Here is a 15812-nt window from a genome sequence, read left to right as displayed (position 1 = left end):
CATGAGCCAGCCTTGGACGAAGAATCAGGTGATCGACGTGATCAGGACGGAGCTGCTGCCGGCGCTCGAATCGGCGGCGGGCGTGGCGCCGGAATCGATCGGCGTGGAGACCGCGCTGCTCGACAACGGGCTCGCGCTCGATTCGCTCGACGTGCTCGATCTGCAGGTGGCGCTCGAGCGCCGCTTCCGCGTCAAGCTGCCGGTGCTGAACCGGCAATTGATCGACGGGCCGCGCAACAGCGTCGGCGGCCTCGCGAGCCTCGTGCTCGACCATCTGCCGCAGGTCACGGCTTGAGCGCGCGGGTGCTGGTGATCGACGCGCACGGCCCGGTCGAGCGCGCGCTCTGCGCGAGCCTCGCCGAAGCCGGGCTGCGGGTCGTCGCGCATGTCGTGGATGAGGCGGACTTGCCGGACGCGCCTGGCGTGCAGCTTGTGCGCGCGGCCGATCCGGCCGCCGCGCTCGACGGCTGGAACGACGCGCACGGCCCGTTCGACCGGATCGTGTTCGGCCAGCCGCGCGACGTGCGCGCGGGCACGGGTGCTCCGGAGGTCGATCCGTTCGACGCGCTCGCGGACGGCGTCGAAACGCGGCTCGACGCGTTTCTCGCGACGCTGCAGGCGGCGTCGGCCGTCGCGCTGCGGCGCGGCGACGGCGCGCAGATCTGGGCGCTGACGCAGGACGACAGCGTCGGCTATTACCTGGACACCGCACCCGGCGCGCTGCCGATCGACGTGCGCGCGCGGCACGCCGCGCTGAAGAGTCTCGGCAAGGAGATGCTGCGCTTCGGCGTGCGCGTGAACGTTGCGCACCTGCAGCCGGTGGCCGAGGCGGCGGCCCCGGACGCGTGGCACGCGGCGCGCGACGGCCTGAAGGCGTTCGCGCTGCGGTTCCGGCCGTCGCCCGCGGCGTGCGTCGCGGCCGCGCTCACCGCGTGGATCGCACGTGACGACCTGCCGCTCGCCGGCATGGTGGTGCCGATCGGCATCGGTTTTGCGGAGAACAACGTGTGAAGGCCGGTGAATGGCTGATCGAGGTTGGTGCGCCCGGCACGTATAAAGCCCCGATATTTAAATGCTGCTCTCGTGTATCGCGACGAATATGCGGTTGATCGTCGCTATTTCCGGTTTCGCGATTAAATCATATAATGAATTCGTCAGGATCGGGTTTGTTATCTGACAACTTTGCGAGTTTCCAGTCGCATCATGCGGTCGAAGTCTTCTTCATATGCAGTGAAAAATTCAACAAGGGGATTCTTATGAAATCGGTGCGTATGGGCGTTATTTTGCTTGCGTGTAGTGTTGGCGTAGCTGTCGAGCCGGTGATTGCCGCGGAATTATTTCAAACATCCGAAGTTGCTGCGAACAATGCATCAAGCGAGAGCGGGAAAAAGGGGAGCTTTAAACTGGATGCCGCGCAACAAGCCGAGCTCGATCAGGCGCTTGGTTCCTATCCCCGGCAAAACTATCAGGGGCCTTATTTTGGAGCAACGCCTTACTGGAATCCAGGCACCGGGCCTTTTTGTCTCTACAATTGCCCTCCGCCGGTAGGCAGCGTATCGGCGTCTCCTCAACAAGTCAGCGTTCCGCAAAATGGGACGGGCGCGACAACGTTGCACTGGACATGGGATGAATCGCGCAAGTATCCGGTTGCCGAATATGCATGCCTTTGGGTGAGCGCCGGTAACGAACCCAATGCTCACATGGTGGATTGTGAACATCCTGGTAACCAATATACGGTCAATATTCCATGGATCGCTGCCGGCACGTATATATTCTGGGTCGCTTTAGGTAACCCGAAGGGAGGGCCTTCTACCGTGCCGATTGCCAATCTGATTCGATTTGCCCAGACGACCGTGGTAGGCATTTCACAGTAGTCGCTGTGACGCTGCCGAACGCGGCGACATAAACCACCGTCCGTCAATTTCAATGCAATTCGGAACGATATATTCCCGCGCAGTGTTGAGCGTTCTGTGCTCTTGGGGTGGTTAAGCAAGGTGACCCGGCTGCGGCCGGGTCACGATTCGGAGTGACCTTGCGTCGAATTCACGTGCGGCAACTCGCGCAGTTATCGATAACGATGCAGCATCGGTTGATGCTGACCGCGCTTCTCCGCTAAATACGACTACGTCCGCCCCGGCTCGCCGCGCATCACCACGCGCCGCAGCAGCGCGCGCCATTGCGCGGCGCGCACCGGCGCGCACGGGCGTTCGAGCATCTCGACCCGCAGCCGCGGCGGCACGCGCATGCCGTCCGGCGGCGGGCCGTCCATCCCGCACACCGTGAATCCGTGACGGGCGAACGTCGCGTGGCGCGCGTCGAGATCGGGAAACACTGCGCAGCGCACGGCCGCGCAGCCGTCCAGTTCGGCCAGCGCGGCGATCCGCGCCAGCAGCGCGCCGAGCACGTCGGCGGCGTGCGCGCCGTCGCGCACGTACAGCCGGCGGATCTCGCGCGGGCTCGCGGGCCCGCCATCGGCGGCCACGGCCGCACAGCCGAGCGGCGTCCCGTCGACCCGCGCGACGTACACCGCGCCGTACGGCGGCGCATACGGGCCCGGCAGCGACGTCAGCTCCGCGCCGAGCCGCGGCATCGTCACGCCGTGCCGCAGCAGCGCCATTTCGTATTCGAGCAGCAGGTCCTGCACGATCTCCTCGTCGTCGGGAAACGTCGCGGCGCGCACGTCGACCGAACGCGCGCGCGCCGCGGCGTCGAGCCCGGCCGGAAGCGATGAGGAAAGCGCGGAGGCAAGCGTCATGGGCGTCACCCGCAGAGCGAGAAGCCGGTGAGCAGCGACAGGAGCGCGGACGGCGTCAGGTAGCCGGCGAAGCTCCATGCGACGAGCGCGAGCAGGCCGAGCGACACGGCCCCGACGCGCGCGATGTGCGCGATGTGCACGATACGCAGGGCCGCGCGGCCGGGATGGCGTGCGGTGCTCATGCGGGCTGGGCCGCCGCCGGCACGGCGAGCCGCGCGACGCGCTGGTCGTTGATCGGCAGGTGCAGCAGCCCGGCGATCACGCCGAGCGCGATCGAGCCGTACCACAGCAGGTCGTACGAGCGGGTCGTGTCGTACACGATGCCGCCGAGCCACACGCCGAAGAAGCTGCCGAGCTGATGGCCGAAGAACACGAGGCCGAACAGCGTCGTGATGTAGCGCACGCCGAACACCTGCGACACCACGCCGTTCGTCAGCGGCACCGTGCCGAGCCAGATGAGCCCCATCACGAACGAGAACACGTAGAGGCTTGCCTGCGTGAGCGGCAGGAGCACGAACAGCGCCATCGCGGCCGAGCGGACGAAGTAGATGCCCGCCAGCAGGTACTTGCGCCGCAGGAAGCCGCCCGCGTAGCCGCACAGGAACGTGCCGATCGTGTTGGCGAGCGCGATCGTCGCGAGCGCGATGCTCGCCTCGCGCGCGGTCATCCCCTTGTCGAGCAGGTACGCGGGCATGTGCGCGGCGATGAACGCGAGCTGGAAGCCGCACGCGAGAAAGCCGAGATTGAGCAGCCAGAAGCCGCGGTGCGACAGCGCTTCGGTCATGGCCGCGCGGATCGTCTGGTCGTGGCCGCCTTCGGCGCCGCGGGTGACCGGGCGATCGCGCAGCCAGCCGGCGAGCGGCGCGGTCGCGAGCATCACGACCGCGAGCACGACGATCGCCGACACCCAGCCGAGCCCGCCGATCATCCCCTGCGCGAGCGGCACCATGCAGAACTGCCCGAGCCCGCCGATCGTGCCGGCGACGCCGAGCGCCCAGCCGCGCTTGTCCGCCGCGAAGAGCCGCGACAGCGCGCCGTACACCGCGCCGAACGCGGTGCCCGACAGCGCCACCCCGACCAGCACGCCGGTGCCGAGCGTGTAGACGCCCGTGGTCGCCGCGTAGGCCATCACGAGCAGGCCGAGCGCATACAGCACCGCGCCGACGAAGATCACCCGCGCGGACCCGAAGCGGTCGGCGATCATCCCCGTGAACGGCTGCGCGACGCCCCACAGCAGGTTCTGCAGCGCGAGCGCGAGGCCGAACGCTTCGCGCGACCAGCCGCGGTCGAGCGTGACCGGCATCAGGAACAGCCCCTGCACGTTGCGCACGCCGAGCGCCGCGCCCATCACGATGCCGCCCGCGATCACGAGCAGCCAGCGGCGCTTCCACGCCTCTTCAGGTCCGATCACCGTCGTCTCCTTCTTCTGTTGGACACTTTCATGCGTGCGTCGCACGCGGGCGACGACCGTTCGGTTATTAAAGCGCCGGCCGGACCGTTCCCTCAAGTGACTCTTCAGGCGGCTTCGCATGCACGGCGCGCATGCGAGTCGGTGAGCCGGGGTCAGCCGGCGCTGCCGCCGCTGCTGCCGTCGAAGCGCAGCTTGCGCACCACGCGGTCGCGCACCGGCGCGCTGAACGTCAGCTTCACGAGCCACACGCCGTCCATTTCCAGCGCGAGCCGCGCGCGGTAGCGCCCCGGCTGGCCGTCGGGCATCGCGTCGACTGGCGTGATGTTGTGCGCCATCGGCATCGACGGCATGTCGGCCGTCACCGTGAAGCGCGCGCCGTCGACGGGCGCGTGCGTGCGCGGATCGGCAAGATCGATCGCGCAGTCGTAGGCGGACGCGGCGCCGGCCGGCTTGCACGCGATCCGCGCGTCGGGGGCTGCGGCGTGTGCGGCGGGGAGGGCGGCCGCCAGCGCGACGATCGTCGCCAGCGCGCGTGCACGGCGCAGCGGCCGCCGGGCGGCGGCGAGGCAGGAATGCGGAAGGGTCATGTTTGCTCCGGTTGGCGCCGCGCCGCGCGGCGGCGCAAGCGGCGCGGCAGCAGCAGCGGCGAGAGGGAAAGGACACGCATCACGCGCCGAATACGCATCGCATTCCACCCGCACAGCTTCGCGACGAGGGTTTCGTCGATCAGCCCGCGCGGGCGCACGACGAGGATCACCGCGACGAGACCGCCGAACACGATCATCCGGTAGCCGTGAAACAGCCGGCTGCCCTCGAGCAGGCCGAGATCGACGGCGACGCCCGCGAACGCCCCGAGCGGCGCGCCGAGCCCGCCGATCAGCGCGTACGACAGCCCGTGGATGCCGAGCATCACGTCGAAGTTGTCCGGCTCGATATAGGTGTTGCAGTGCGCGTACAGCGCGCCGCCGAGCGCCGCGATTCCGCCCGCGAGCGCTGCCGCGCCGAGCTTCGTGCGCCGCACGTCGATGCCGAGCGCGCCGGCCAGCGCCGGGTCCTCGCCGGTCATCCGCAGCGCGCGGCCGAAGCGCGTGCGCTCGAGCACGACGAGCCCGGCGAACACGAGCGCGAGCACGCTCCACACGACGAGCGCGACGTCGCCGGGCGTCATCCCGTGCTCGAAGACGTAGCGGATGCCGGCGAAGCCTTCCGCGCCGTTCGGGCCGACCGGCTCGCCGTCCGCGCCGGGCCGCTGCACGCGCACGACCGCCAGCGCCTGGCGCACCGTTTCGGCGGCCGCGAGCGTCGCGAGCGAGAAGCCGAGCGCGTGCAGCCGCAGCGTGAGCGCGCGCAGCACGAGCCCGGCGGCGACGCCGACCGCCGCCGCGAGCGCGAGCGCGGCCGCGAGCGGCCACGCGAGGAGCACCGTCGCCGCCGCGCCCGCATACGCGCCGAGCGCGAACGGCGCCTGCTGGCCGAACGACCAGTCGCCGCCGATCGCGAGCACGTACGCGGACAGCGCAAGAAACGCCAGCAGCCCGAAGTTCGCGAGCAGCGTCATGGGCCGGCCTCCGCGCGGCCGAGCAGCGCGGCGCGCGCACGGGTGCCGGGCACGAGCGACGCGAGCCCGCCGGGCCGTACGCACAGCACCGCGAGCAGCAGCAGGTTCGATGCGAGATCGCGGTATTCGGCGCCGACGCGGGCCTGCAGCACAGTCTCGACCGCGCCGAGCGCGAGCCCGCCCGCGATTGCGCCCGGCATCGAGCCGAAGCCGCCGAGCACCGCGGCGGCGAGCCCCTTGAGCGTCGCCCACATCGCGAACATCGCGCTGACCTGGCCGTGGAGGCCGGCGATCAGGCAGCCGCCGAGCGCGCCGAGCGCCGCCGCGAGCGCGAACACCCGCGCCGACACGCGGCGCACGTCGACGCCCATGAACGCGGCGGCCGCGGCGTCGTCGACGACCGCGCGCACCGCGAGGCCGAACCGGGTCCGGTGGATCAGCAGCCAGCAGCCGAGCGTCGCGAGCGCGGCGCAGCCGAGCGCGATCGCGTGGTCCGCGCGCAGCGGGCCGGCCTGCCACGCGGCCGGCAGCCGCGCGAACGGCGACGGGAACGGGTTCGCGTGCGCGGGCAGCAGCAGCACGCTCGCTTCCTCGACCTGCATCCACACGGCGAAGCTGGCGGCCATCGCGGTGACGTTCGCGCCGACCTTCGCGCCGCCGCGATGCGGCGCGAAGCACAGGCGCTCGACGTACAGGTTCGCGACGAGCGTCGCCGCCACCGCGACGAGCGGCGCGGCGACCAGCGCGGCGACGGGCGGCAGCGGCGCCGTCAGCCGGATCGCGGCGTACAGCCCGAACATCACGGTCGCGCCGTATGCGAGATTCACGCGCCGCAGCACGCCGAACACGAGCGTGAAGCCCGATGCGAGCAGCGCATACGACGCGCCGAGCGCGAGGGCGTCGAACGGCAGCGCGCCCATGTCAGGCCACCGTGCAGCCGGGCTGCGGGGCCGGTGCGTCGCCGGGATACGCGTCGGGATACGCGCCGAGATACGCGCGGCATACGTCCGGGTCGGCGAGCACGCGCGCGGGCGTGCCGGCCGCGAGCACGCGGCCGTGTTCGAGCACGACGATGCGCTCGGCGAGCTGCGCGACGAAGCCGACCCGGTGCTCGACCAGCACGATCGCGACGCCACGCGCGCGCAACGCGGCGAGCCGTTCGCGCAGTGTCGCCAGTTCGTCCGCGTCGAGCCCCGACGCCGGTTCGTCGACCAGCAGCACGCGCGGGCGCAGCGCCAGCGCGCGCGCCAGTTCGAGCCGGCGCCGCTCCGCGAAGGTCAGCGTCGCCGCGAGCGCGTGCCGCCGGTGCGCGAGCGCGGCGTCGTGCAGCGCGGCGTCGGCGGCGTCGCGCCCGGCCGCCGCGAGGTTGTCGCGCACCGACAGCCGCTCGAACACCCGCGGCTGCTGAGCGGTCCACGCGATGCCGAGCGCGACGCGCCGCCACGCGGGCACGCGCGTCACGTCGGCGCCCGCGACGCGGATCGCGCCGGCCGTCGGGCGCAGCGTGCCCGCGACGAGGCCGAGCGTCGTGCTCTTGCCGGAGCCGTTCGGCCCGATCAGGCCGACCGTCTCGCCTGCCGCGACGTCGAGGTCCAGCCGGTCGACCGCGCACACGTCGCCGAAGCGGCACGTCACGCCGCGCAGCGCGACGAGCGGCTGCGTCACGGCTGGCGAACCGTCGGCGCGGCGCCCGCGAGCTCGCTGCGCGGCGCGGGCCGCTCGATGACGGTCCACTCGTTGCGGCGCGCCTCGACCAGCACGAACGGCTTGATCGACTCGCGATCCGCCGTGCGCTTCACCGGGCCGAGCAGGCCGTCGGCCGTCTTCATCGCGGCGAGCCCCTCGCGGATCTTCTCGCGGTCGGCCTGCACGGTGTCGGGCTTCGCGAGCACGCCGCGCGTCTCGATCGCGGCACGGATCATGTACAGGATCTCCCACGCGGCCATGCTGTGCAGGTCCGCGTAGCCGCCGTAGCGGGCGGTCTCGGTCGCAGCCTTCTGCGCGTCCGGGTTGATCGTCGCGAAGCTGGTCGGGATCACGAGCCCCTCGGCCGCCGGCCCGCACACCTTCAGCAGCTCGGGCGTCGAACTGCTCGTGAGGCCGACCAGCACCTTCGGCCGCACGCCCTGGCGCTGCATCTCCTTCAGTACGCCGCATGCCGAGTATGGATGCGCGGAGATCGCGACGACGTCGGCATTGGCCGCCTTGATCGCGCGCACCTGCTCGGCGAAGTTCGTGTCGTCGAGCAGCCAGCGCGTCTCGCCGAGCACGTCGAAGCCGGCCGCCTGCGCGCGCGGCTTCATCACCTGGTACCAGGTCTGGTTCGAATGGACGAAGTTCTGCTCGACGCCGCCGTACACGGTGCGCGCGTCCGGGTGCTCGCGCCGGACCCACGCGAACACGTCGTCGTACATTGCATTCTCGTCGGGAATGTTGCGGAACGACCAGTCGGACATTTTCGCGAGGCCGATCTTCATCGCGACGTCGGTGAAGACGGGCAGCTGCAGGCCGGAATCGGCCGCGTCGCCGGCTTTCTTCTGCAGCGAGCCGTACACCGCCTGCACGACCGGCGAACAGGTCGTGCCGACCGCTGCCAGCGTGTCGGCTTGCGCGAGGCGCCGCACGATGTCCACGCCGTCGGTCGGCTTGCAGTTGTCGTCGAGGTAGCGGATCTCGATGCGGCCGCGCGCGCCGTCGCCGAGCTTCACGCCGCCCGCGCGATTGATGTCGTCGGCGGCCGCGCGCAGCGCCGCCTCGCTGTTGACGCCGAACGGGCGCAGCACGCCCGACGTCGCGCCGAAGCCGGTGATCCGGATCACGCGCTCTTCGGCGGCGGCGCGGCCCGCGCCGGCGAGCGTCGCCAGCGCGAGCGCGGCGGCCAACCAGGGTTTGAGGTGTTTCATCGTGTGTGCCTCCTGAGGCGCGGCGGGCGGACGCTCGGCTCGGGCGTCGCGGACGCTGCGATGCGGTCGTTGGAACGCCGTCGATTTCACCGCGTCATGCCGAACGCGGACAACTACCAGCTTTGGTAGGTGGCGGCGCGCGCGAGGGTTTCAGGGGGCGGTTTGCATGGATGACGGGCCGCCGAACGGGCGCGTCGCCGATCGCGACGAAGCCGCGGACCCGGTCGGGCGAAGGTAGCCGGACGAGCGGGACTGCCATGCGTATCCCTCATGCGAGAGATGCAAGAAGATTGATTGAGCGAAACAGCTCGGTCAAGTGAAATAGGTGCCGTGACGTGGAGGGTTTCGAATGAGCGGAATGAATGACAGGGACACGAACATCGCCGAGCCGGAATCGATCGCGCTGACGGCGGCCGACGGCTATCCGATCAAGGGCTTCGTCTGGCGCCACCGCACGGGCCAGGACGATGGCGAGCCGCGGCCCGTCGTGATCGTGAACGCGGCGACGTCGGTGCGCTGCCGCTACTACTTCCGGTTTGCCGCCTACCTGCACCGGCACGGCTACGACGCGATCGTGTACGACTATCGCGGGATCGGCGAATCGCGGCCCGCGCAGCTCGCGCGGCTCGACGCGACATGGCTCGACTGGGGCGAGCGCGATTTCGAGGCGGTGCTGCGGTATGCGCTCGCCGAGTTTCCGGGCCAGCCGATCGACGTGGTCGCGCACAGCATCGGCGGCTTCGTCGCCGGCCTCGCGCCGTCGAACCATCTGGTGCGCCGCGTGTTCACGATGGGCGCACAGTACGCGCACTGGCGCGACTACGCGCCGCGCAGCAAGCTCGCGATGCTGTGGAAGTGGCATGTCGTGATGCCGGTGCTGTCCGCGCTGTTCGGTTATTTTCCGGCCAAGCGCCTCGGCTGGATGGAGGACACGCCGAAGGGCGTCGCGCTGTCGTGGAGCCGCAGCCGGCCGGATTTCGAGGACACCTACCGCCGCGCGCCGATCGCGCGCGACGACGCGCAGCGCCGCGCGCTCGTCCGGCGCTTTGCCGGGATGCGCGCGCAGGTGCTCGCCGCGAGCGTCACCGACGACCCGTTCGGCACGATTGCCGCGATCGAACGGCTGCTGCGGTATTTCACGCGCAGCAGCGTCGTGCATCTGCGGATTCCGCCGGATGCGATCGGCGTCGACAGCATCGGCCATTTCGCGTTCTTCCATAGCCGCTTCGAGGCGACGCTGTGGCCGATTCCGCTCGGCTGGCTGAAGACCGGGACGCTCGCGCCGGCGACGCCCGGCCGGATCGTGTCGGAGCGCGCCGCGCCGAGGCAGGCCGATGCGGAGCCGGCGGTCGAGCATCAGATCGTGCTGTTGTGAGCGGGCGGGTTGACCTGTCTAACGAGGTGCGGAAATGTTGCTCAGTCCACATGAAATCGCCGCGCTGATGGTGCTGGCCAGCACGCCATGCCAGCTGGACGGCGAGCTGGCGGAGGTTCGCGCGCTGCTCGGCCACGGTCTCGTGCGGCTCGACGCCGATGCGAGCGCGCATGTGCGCGTGCTGCTGTCGGTTCAGGGGCGGGACGTCGTGTCGCGGCTGGCGTCGACGCCGGCCGCGCGGGGGTAGTGGTCAGCGCGTACCCGGAGCGCCGGTGACCGGGATCGTCAGGTCCACGCGTCGCCGAACACGTCGCCCAGCACGCGGGATTTCCATTGGCATTCGCGCCACTCGAGATCCGCTTCGGAATCGAACACCACGCCGCCGCCGACGCCGTATACGCCGGCGCCGTTGCTTTCCAGCACGAGCGTCCGGATCGCGACGTTCAGCGAAAAATCCCCATTGGGCGCCATCCATCCGATGCTGCCGCAATAGAGGCCGCGATCCGCCGTCTCGAGTTGCTGGATGCTGCGCATCGCGGCGATCTTGGGCGCGCCGACGACCGAGCCGCACGGGAAGAGTGCGCGCAGCACGTCGAAGAAGGGCGCGTGTCCGACATCCGCGTTGATCGTCGACGTCAGCGTCCAGATGGACGGGTAGCGTTCAAGCTCGAACAGCTTCTCGACGGTGACGGAGCCGGTGCGGGCGATTTTGCCCATGTCGTTGCGCAGCAGGTCGACGATCATCGCATTCTCGGCCCGGTCCTTTTGGCTTGCCTGCAGCATGCGCGCGGACATCCGGTCCGCTTCCGGATCCGCATGCCGGGGCGCGGTGCCTTTCATCGGGCGGCTCGTCAGGACTCCTCCTGAGCGGGACAGGAACAGCTCGGGCGAGAAAGACAGCACATACGACTCGCCGTCGTCGATATAGGCTGCATGCGACACCGGGTGCAGGTTGATCAGGTTCCGATAGAGCGACTCCGGATGACCTTCGAAGCGGACGTCGACCGGAAGCGTGTAGTTGATTTGGTAGACATCCCCATTCTCGATCGAGCGCTTGATGGCCGAGATCTTTTCCCGGTATTCGTCGAAACGGATTCTCGGGCGAGCACCGAGAATGCGGCTGGATCGATCGGCCGGCAGCGATTTCCACGCGGGCTCGTTCAACGCGCTTTCGAAGACGAGGGCGGTCAGGCGAGGCGCAGCGTGGTCCGCCGAATGCGCGCCGTCTGCCCGCAACGCGGGTTCGAGCCACTCGCCCAGCGAATAGGCGAGCTTGAGGGCAATCCAGCGGCCTTCTTGTTGTGCGTGGTCGATGTCGGCGATGGCTTGCGGCAGTTCATCGGCCGTTCTGGCGGAGATTGTCTTGACGAATCCATGCAGCGAAACAGCGCTGCCGCGGATGGCATCCTCGAAGCGGCAGGTGACCATCATGCTCCCCGCGTGATGAGCGTGCAGGTGTCTGGAGCATGTGTGGCCGAACAGAATGGTTCGGCAACCGGGCGGCAATGGGCGGGGCGGGAGAGCGCGGGCATATTCCTGACCGTCGAATGGTTCAAAGGGAAATAGGCCCAGGCGCGCGGCAAGATGATTCACGTCGCGCTTCCCGATAGTGTTCTATCTCGTGGCGCCAGTTACGCGACGCGCCGATTCTCTCATGCTCCGTCATTCCGCCGCGCCCCGGCCGCTACGACAGCCACATCGGGACGATCGAGGCCACCAGCAGCAGCGCCAGCATCCCGTTGAGCAGCCGCCATTGCAGATCGGTTCGCAGCAGGCGGGCGAACAGCAGCCCGGCGGCGCACCACACGGACAGCGACGCCATCGCGGCAACGCCGAACGCGCAGCCGAGCAGCACGCCCAGCCGAAGCGGCCCGGACGCGAGCGCCGCGAACGATGCGGCCGCGCCGAGCGTCATCGCCCATCCCTTCGGGTTGTGCCACAGCATCCAGACGCCGCTCGCGAAGCCGGCCGGCTTGCGCAGATGCGCGTCGAGATGCGGCGCGCCGCTGCGTCCGATGCGCGATGCGAGCCACACCAGATAGCACGAGCCGATCGCTTTCATGCCGAGCTGCAGCGCAGGCATCGCCAGCAGGATGCCGCCGAGCCCCGCGGCCGCGGCGGCGGCCATCGACGCGAGGCCCGCCGCGATGCCCGCCATGTAGGGCAGCGACCGCCGAAAGCCGAAATGGGCGCCCGATGCGGTCGCCAGGGTCGTCGCGCCGCCCGGCGTAACGGTGGAGACGATGACGAACAGGAGCAACGGCAGGTAATCATGGAGCGGCACATGGTCTCCCGGCGATCGAAGATGACGATTTGCTGTTTTACCCGCGCGCCGCGCATTGAAACAGCGAATGTTCCTGATGCGTGCCATTAGCATCCATAATGCCGGGATGCCACGCAATCTCGACATCGCTTTGCTCCGCGCCTTCGTCACGGTCGCCGACCGTGGCAGCATGACCGCTGCCGGCCACCTGCTGCATCTGACGCAAGGCGCGGTCAGCCAGCAGATCGCGCGGCTCGAGGCGCTGTCCGGGCCGTTGTTCGTTCGCGAGTATCGCGACCTGCGCCTGACCGCGGCGGGGGAGCGGATGCTGGGGCACGCGCGGCGCCTGCTGGACGTTCACGACGCGTTGTGGACGGACCTGACGGCTGGCGCGGTGGACGGCGTGGTGCGCCTCGGCGCGCCGCAGGACCTCGTCGGCGCGCACCTGGGTCCGATCCTGAAGGGCTATGCGCAGGCGCATCCGCAGGTGGAGCTTGCGCTGACTTGCGCGGCTTCGCCGGCGTTGCTGCTTGCACTCGAGCGCGGGGAAATCGACGTGGCGCTGATCGAGGCGCCGGCCGGCGCGTCGAGCGGGGAATGCATTGCCGTCGAACGGCTGGTGTGGGTCGGGGCGCGAGGGGGAAGCGCGTATCGGATGCAGCCGTTGCCGGTGTCGATGGTGGACGAGACCTGCGGGTTTCGGCAGGTGGTGCTCGATGCGCTGCGCGAACGCGGGCGGGCGTGGCGGACCGTATTCGAAAACGGCAGCATCGATGCGACGGCGGCGACGGTGCGCTCGGATCTGGCGGTGACGGCCTGGCTGGCGTCGACGGTTCCGGAGGGGCTCGATGTTCTGCCGCCGGAAAGCGGGTTGCCTGAATTGCCGGGGTTCGCGATCAACCTGCATGTGGCGCGGGGGCAGCGGGCGGCGGCGGTGGGGGCGTTGGCGCGGTGCTTGAAGGAGGGGTTGGGGCGGCAGGCGGCGTGATGCGCGGGGGTTGGGCGCAGCCTGGGCCGCCTGGTGTCCGTCCGGCCCGGCACCGGCCGGGTCGCGTGCGCAACTGCAGTTTCTTCGGTGCGCGTCCGCTTACGTCGAAACGTTGCATAAATGCGAAGGCGGAAACCCGAGCGCACTCCGGAACATCGTCGAGAATGCGGGCGCATTGGCATAACCCACTTCCGTTGCGACGTCTGCGAGCGGTACGTTTCGGCCAATGAGATCGATCGCGCGCGCCAGCCTGAGTTGCCGGCGCCAGATTCCAAAGCTCGTTTGCAACTCCGTATGGAAGAGACGCGCGAGCGTGCGGGCGCTGGCGCCTACGATCGGCGCCCAATCCTGCAGCGTATTTTCCGAGCCGGGGTCTTCCATCATCGCCATGCATAACGCGCGCAAACGTCGTTCCTCCGGCAACGGCAGACCGAGCGGCAACGACGGGGCCTCCCGAATTTCTTCCACGAGCAGGCTCATCGCCATCCGCCTGCGGCGTTCCTGAACTATCGCGTCATCGGCCAGCGCGTTGACGAGCTCACGCATGAGCCGGCTCACTTCCACGACGGCGCATCGATCGAGCGGCAGCGGCGACGCGGTCGGCTCCACATAGAGCGCATGGAACTCCACCTCGCCCTGCATCACCACCTCGTGCTCGATCCCGGGCGGTATCCATACGGCGCGGTAGCGCGGAACAATCCACATCGTGCCGGGCACGCTGACGCGGATGCTCCCGAACCGCGGGCAGTTGAGCTGGCCCCAGCTGTGCCGATGCCGGCGGATGACGCTGTCGACCGGCGGTCGGCGGAGATGAACCATCACCGGTTCCGTCGGCGTTGGAGCGAGCTTCGGGAACGGATCATACGAGGAACGGCGTGGCATGATTTCGTAACTTTTTGGCTTGTAAGCAGATCGATGCCATTGTAAATCTAAATATCATCTACACCATCGCATCTTCCGGATCAACGCAATGAATCAACCGGCAAAGTCATTGGGCGCGCCCGAGCGGCAATGGACTGGCGAAGTCGTCGGTACCGGGCTTCTGCTCCTGACGGTGATCATTGCGCTCGTCTTGTTGCAACACACGTCGTTTCTGCCGGGTCTGTCCGCCGCGGCTTCACGTGCGGCCGTTCTCGTTTGCTTCACCGTCTGTTCCTGGGCGCTCGGTTTCTTCAAGGAGCCGATGACGACGCTGCTGTTCTTTCTGTTGGCGATGCTGTTCGATGTGACGCCGGCGCAGACGATTTTCGGGGGATTTGCATCGCCGGCGTGGTGGCTCGTGTTCGGCGGGGGCATCACGGGAATTGCCGTGCGCACGTCGGGACTCGCCCAACGGCTGAGCGACTTGCTCCTGTCGATGCGGATGGGCACCTACGGCTTCTATGTGTCGGCCGTCGTTCTTGCATCGGTGGGACTCGCTTTCGTCATGCCGTCGACGACCGGGCGAATCATGCTGCTCACGCCCATCGCATTGACACTGGCGGACCGCCTCGGATTCGGCGCGGGCCGGCGCGGCCGCACGGGCCTTGTGATGGCGGTGGCCGCCGCGAGCTATATGCCTCCCACGTCCATCCTTCCGGCAAATATTCCCAACTCGGTCCTGCTTGGCGCGGCAGAGCAGCTCTACGGCGTCAAGCTTCACTACGCCCCCTACTTTTTGCTGCACTTTCCCGTGCTGGGCGCGTTGAAGTCCGTGATACTGATCTGGCTCGTGCGCAGTCTCTATCCGGACGAGATCGATCCGGGACTCGGGCGCAACCATGAGGCCACGCCGCTGACGGCGCGTGAGATCGCCCTGGGCTCCGTGCTCGCGTTGTCGCTGGTCTGCTATGCAACTGACTTCTGGCACGGCATATCGCCCGCATGGGTCAGCCTTGCCGCGGGCATCGCCTGTTTGTTGCCCCAGACGCGAATCATGTCCCTGAAAGACTTTACCGAGCAGATGCATATTGCGCCGCTCGTGTACGTTGCGGGATTTCTGGGCCTCGGAGCCGTCGTGACGGAAAGCGGTCTGGGTGTGTGGGCGGCCAATCTGCTATTGCGTGCGGCGCCCATGGAGCCGGGTCATTACGTGACGAATGCATTGCTGATCCTCGGAATCGGCGCATCGATCGGATTGGTGACGACGCTACCGGGCCTCCCCGCCGTACTGACGCCCATTGCCGGCCAGCTCGCTCGTGCAAGCGGCTTGCCTTTGTACACGGTATTGATGCTTCAGGTTCCTGTTTTTTCAACGGTCTTTATTCCCTATCAATCGCCGCCGATGATGATCGCCATGCATATGGGTGGGGTCTCGTTGAAAGACGGCATTCGGCTCTGTATTCCCCTCGCGGTTCTTACCGTACTCTTTCTGTTGCCTCTCGATTATTTCTGGTGGCGATTCCTTGGTGTGCTTTCAGCGGCCACATAACAGCAGGGTTTCGTCTCTCGATTTTAAAAATAACATGCTGGTGCGCGCTTGAGCGTGACGGCGGGGCGCAATGTGCCGCCTTGTCGACGCTCGAGTGTGACAACCGCTCGCGTGTCGTCGCGGGTGACGGACATTGGACAGAGGACAGA

At 68.4% G+C, this 15812-nt stretch carries 18 protein-coding genes and 1 riboswitch; of the genes, 7 read left to right on the top strand and 11 right to left on the bottom strand.

Annotated features, from left to right (window positions below):
- Nucleotide 1 precedes the first annotated feature (1 nt).
- From HWX31_RS10860 to HWX31_RS10850, 3 genes are all read left to right on the top strand, one after another.
- Nucleotides 2–295, top strand: coding sequence for an acyl carrier protein (locus HWX31_RS10860; protein ID WP_174966044.1), 294 nt, complete (start codon nt 2–4; stop codon nt 293–295).
- Nucleotides 292–1011 (top strand): hypothetical protein, encoded by a 720-nt coding sequence (locus HWX31_RS10855; protein ID WP_244143718.1) that lies wholly within the window; start codon nt 292–294, stop codon nt 1009–1011. Before HWX31_RS10860 ends, HWX31_RS10855 begins: the two co-directional genes overlap by 4 nt.
- Nucleotides 1012–1166: 155 nt before the next feature.
- Entirely contained in the window at nt 1167–1874 is a 708-nt protein-coding gene (locus HWX31_RS10850; protein ID WP_174966043.1) for a hypothetical protein, read from the top strand.
- Between the two features lie 248 nt (nt 1875–2122).
- On the opposite strand, the gene HWX31_RS10845 is transcribed toward HWX31_RS10850, so the two are convergent.
- The 8 genes from HWX31_RS10845 to HWX31_RS10810 all read right to left on the bottom strand — a co-directional run bounded on the left by HWX31_RS10845 (nt 2123) and on the right by HWX31_RS10810 (nt 8627).
- Nucleotides 2123–2755 carry a GNAT family N-acetyltransferase gene (locus tag HWX31_RS10845; RefSeq protein ID WP_174966042.1) on the bottom strand — a complete coding sequence of 211 codons (633 nt, stop codon included), beginning with the start codon at nt 2753–2755 and terminating at the stop codon, nt 2123–2125.
- Nucleotides 2756–2760: 5 nt separating this feature from the next.
- Nucleotides 2761–2937, bottom strand: coding sequence for a hypothetical protein (locus tag HWX31_RS10840; protein ID WP_174966041.1), 177 nt, complete (start codon nt 2935–2937; stop codon nt 2761–2763).
- Nucleotides 2934–4103, bottom strand: a complete 1170-nt coding sequence (locus HWX31_RS10835) for an MFS transporter (protein WP_244143728.1) — start codon at nt 4101–4103, stop codon at nt 2934–2936. The genes HWX31_RS10840 and HWX31_RS10835 overlap by 4 nt, the downstream gene beginning before the upstream one ends.
- Before the next feature lie 215 nt (nt 4104–4318).
- Nucleotides 4319–4753, bottom strand: a complete 435-nt coding sequence (locus tag HWX31_RS10830) for a FixH family protein (protein WP_174966040.1) — start codon at nt 4751–4753, stop codon at nt 4319–4321.
- Nucleotides 4750–5724, bottom strand: coding sequence for a branched-chain amino acid ABC transporter permease (locus tag HWX31_RS10825; RefSeq protein WP_175933908.1), 975 nt, complete (start codon nt 5722–5724; stop codon nt 4750–4752). Before HWX31_RS10825 ends, HWX31_RS10830 begins: the two co-directional genes overlap by 4 nt.
- Nucleotides 5721–6644 (bottom strand): branched-chain amino acid ABC transporter permease, encoded by a 924-nt coding sequence (locus HWX31_RS10820; protein WP_175933907.1) that lies wholly within the window; start codon nt 6642–6644, stop codon nt 5721–5723. The genes HWX31_RS10825 and HWX31_RS10820 overlap by 4 nt, the downstream gene beginning before the upstream one ends.
- Nucleotide 6645: 1 nt before the next feature.
- The gene (locus HWX31_RS10815; protein ID WP_175933906.1) at nt 6646–7389 is read right to left on the bottom strand and encodes an ABC transporter ATP-binding protein; all 744 of its coding nucleotides are present in this window, start codon (nt 7387–7389) and stop codon (nt 6646–6648) included.
- The gene (locus tag HWX31_RS10810) at nt 7386–8627 is read right to left on the bottom strand and encodes an ABC transporter substrate-binding protein (protein WP_174961513.1); all 1242 of its coding nucleotides are present in this window, start codon (nt 8625–8627) and stop codon (nt 7386–7388) included. Before HWX31_RS10810 ends, HWX31_RS10815 begins: the two co-directional genes overlap by 4 nt.
- 358 nt (nt 8628–8985) lie before the next feature.
- On the opposite strand from HWX31_RS10810, the gene HWX31_RS10805 reads away from it, so the two are divergent.
- Complete coding sequence (locus HWX31_RS10805) at nt 8986–10002, top strand: alpha/beta hydrolase family protein (RefSeq protein ID WP_174961537.1); 1017 nt, start codon at nt 8986–8988, stop codon at nt 10000–10002.
- 34 nt (nt 10003–10036) lie between these two features.
- The gene (locus HWX31_RS10800) at nt 10037–10249 is read left to right on the top strand and encodes a hypothetical protein (protein WP_059609984.1); all 213 of its coding nucleotides are present in this window, start codon (nt 10037–10039) and stop codon (nt 10247–10249) included.
- A gap of 38 nt (nt 10250–10287) precedes the next feature.
- Here HWX31_RS10800 and HWX31_RS10795 read toward each other — a convergent pair whose 3' ends face one another.
- Nucleotides 10288–11433 (bottom strand): aminodeoxychorismate synthase component I, encoded by a 1146-nt coding sequence (locus HWX31_RS10795; RefSeq protein WP_244143717.1) that lies wholly within the window; start codon nt 11431–11433, stop codon nt 10288–10290.
- A gap of 128 nt (nt 11434–11561) precedes the next feature.
- Nucleotides 11562–11647, bottom strand: a riboswitch (ZMP/ZTP riboswitch).
- Nucleotides 11648–11686: 39 nt separating this feature from the next.
- Nucleotides 11687–12286, bottom strand: coding sequence for a LysE family translocator (locus HWX31_RS10790; RefSeq protein WP_244143716.1), 600 nt, complete (start codon nt 12284–12286; stop codon nt 11687–11689).
- A 106-nt stretch (nt 12287–12392) separates the two neighbouring features.
- Between HWX31_RS10790 and HWX31_RS10785 the strand changes: the two genes are divergently transcribed.
- The gene (locus tag HWX31_RS10785; RefSeq protein WP_174961533.1) at nt 12393–13253 is read left to right on the top strand and encodes a LysR substrate-binding domain-containing protein; all 861 of its coding nucleotides are present in this window, start codon (nt 12393–12395) and stop codon (nt 13251–13253) included.
- A gap of 99 nt (nt 13254–13352) precedes the next feature.
- On the opposite strand, the gene HWX31_RS10780 is transcribed toward HWX31_RS10785, so the two are convergent.
- Entirely contained in the window at nt 13353–14072 is a 720-nt protein-coding gene (locus tag HWX31_RS10780; protein WP_230463571.1) for an AraC family transcriptional regulator, read from the bottom strand.
- 151 nt (nt 14073–14223) lie between these two features.
- Between HWX31_RS10780 and HWX31_RS10775 the strand changes: the two genes are divergently transcribed.
- Nucleotides 14224–15663, top strand: a complete 1440-nt coding sequence (locus HWX31_RS10775) for an SLC13 family permease (protein ID WP_174961508.1) — start codon at nt 14224–14226, stop codon at nt 15661–15663.
- Nucleotides 15664–15812 lie beyond the last annotated feature (149 nt).

The organism is Burkholderia ubonensis (assembly GCF_902833085.1).
Classification (GTDB): domain Bacteria; phylum Pseudomonadota; class Gammaproteobacteria; order Burkholderiales; family Burkholderiaceae; genus Burkholderia; species Burkholderia ubonensis.
Note: the sequence above shows the minus strand (reverse complement) of the source record. Positions and strands in the feature narration are given on the sequence as shown.

Bases quoted from the DNA above. Each gene is read 5' to 3' on its own strand.
- HWX31_RS10830 (WP_174966040.1), bottom strand. From the start codon at position 4,753: ATGACCCTTCCGCATTCCTGCCTCGCCGCCGCCCGGCGGCCGCTGCGC.
- HWX31_RS10845 (WP_174966042.1), bottom strand. From the start codon at position 2,755: ATGACGCTTGCCTCCGCGCTTTCCTCATCGCTTCCGGCCGGGCTCGAC.
- HWX31_RS10835 (WP_244143728.1), bottom strand. From the start codon at position 4,103: ATGGGCGCGGCGCTCGGCGTGCGCAACGTGCAGGGGCTGTTCCTGATG.
- HWX31_RS10795 (WP_244143717.1), bottom strand. From the start codon at position 11,433: ATGATGGTCACCTGCCGCTTCGAGGATGCCATCCGCGGCAGCGCTGTT.
- HWX31_RS10825 (WP_175933908.1), bottom strand. From the start codon at position 5,724: ATGACGCTGCTCGCGAACTTCGGGCTGCTGGCGTTTCTTGCGCTGTCC.
- HWX31_RS10800 (WP_059609984.1), top strand. From the start codon at position 10,037: ATGTTGCTCAGTCCACATGAAATCGCCGCGCTGATGGTGCTGGCCAGC.
- HWX31_RS10820 (WP_175933907.1), bottom strand. From the start codon at position 6,644: ATGGGCGCGCTGCCGTTCGACGCCCTCGCGCTCGGCGCGTCGTATGCG.
- HWX31_RS10810 (WP_174961513.1), bottom strand. From the start codon at position 8,627: ATGAAACACCTCAAACCCTGGTTGGCCGCCGCGCTCGCGCTGGCGACG.
- HWX31_RS10805 (WP_174961537.1), top strand. From the start codon at position 8,986: ATGAATGACAGGGACACGAACATCGCCGAGCCGGAATCGATCGCGCTG.
- HWX31_RS10860 (WP_174966044.1), top strand. From the start codon at position 2: ATGAGCCAGCCTTGGACGAAGAATCAGGTGATCGACGTGATCAGGACG.
- HWX31_RS10840 (WP_174966041.1), bottom strand. From the start codon at position 2,937: ATGAGCACCGCACGCCATCCCGGCCGCGCGGCCCTGCGTATCGTGCAC.
- HWX31_RS10780 (WP_230463571.1), bottom strand. From the start codon at position 14,072: ATGGTTCATCTCCGCCGACCGCCGGTCGACAGCGTCATCCGCCGGCAT.
- HWX31_RS10775 (WP_174961508.1), top strand. From the start codon at position 14,224: ATGAATCAACCGGCAAAGTCATTGGGCGCGCCCGAGCGGCAATGGACT.
- HWX31_RS10785 (WP_174961533.1), top strand. From the start codon at position 12,393: ATGCCACGCAATCTCGACATCGCTTTGCTCCGCGCCTTCGTCACGGTC.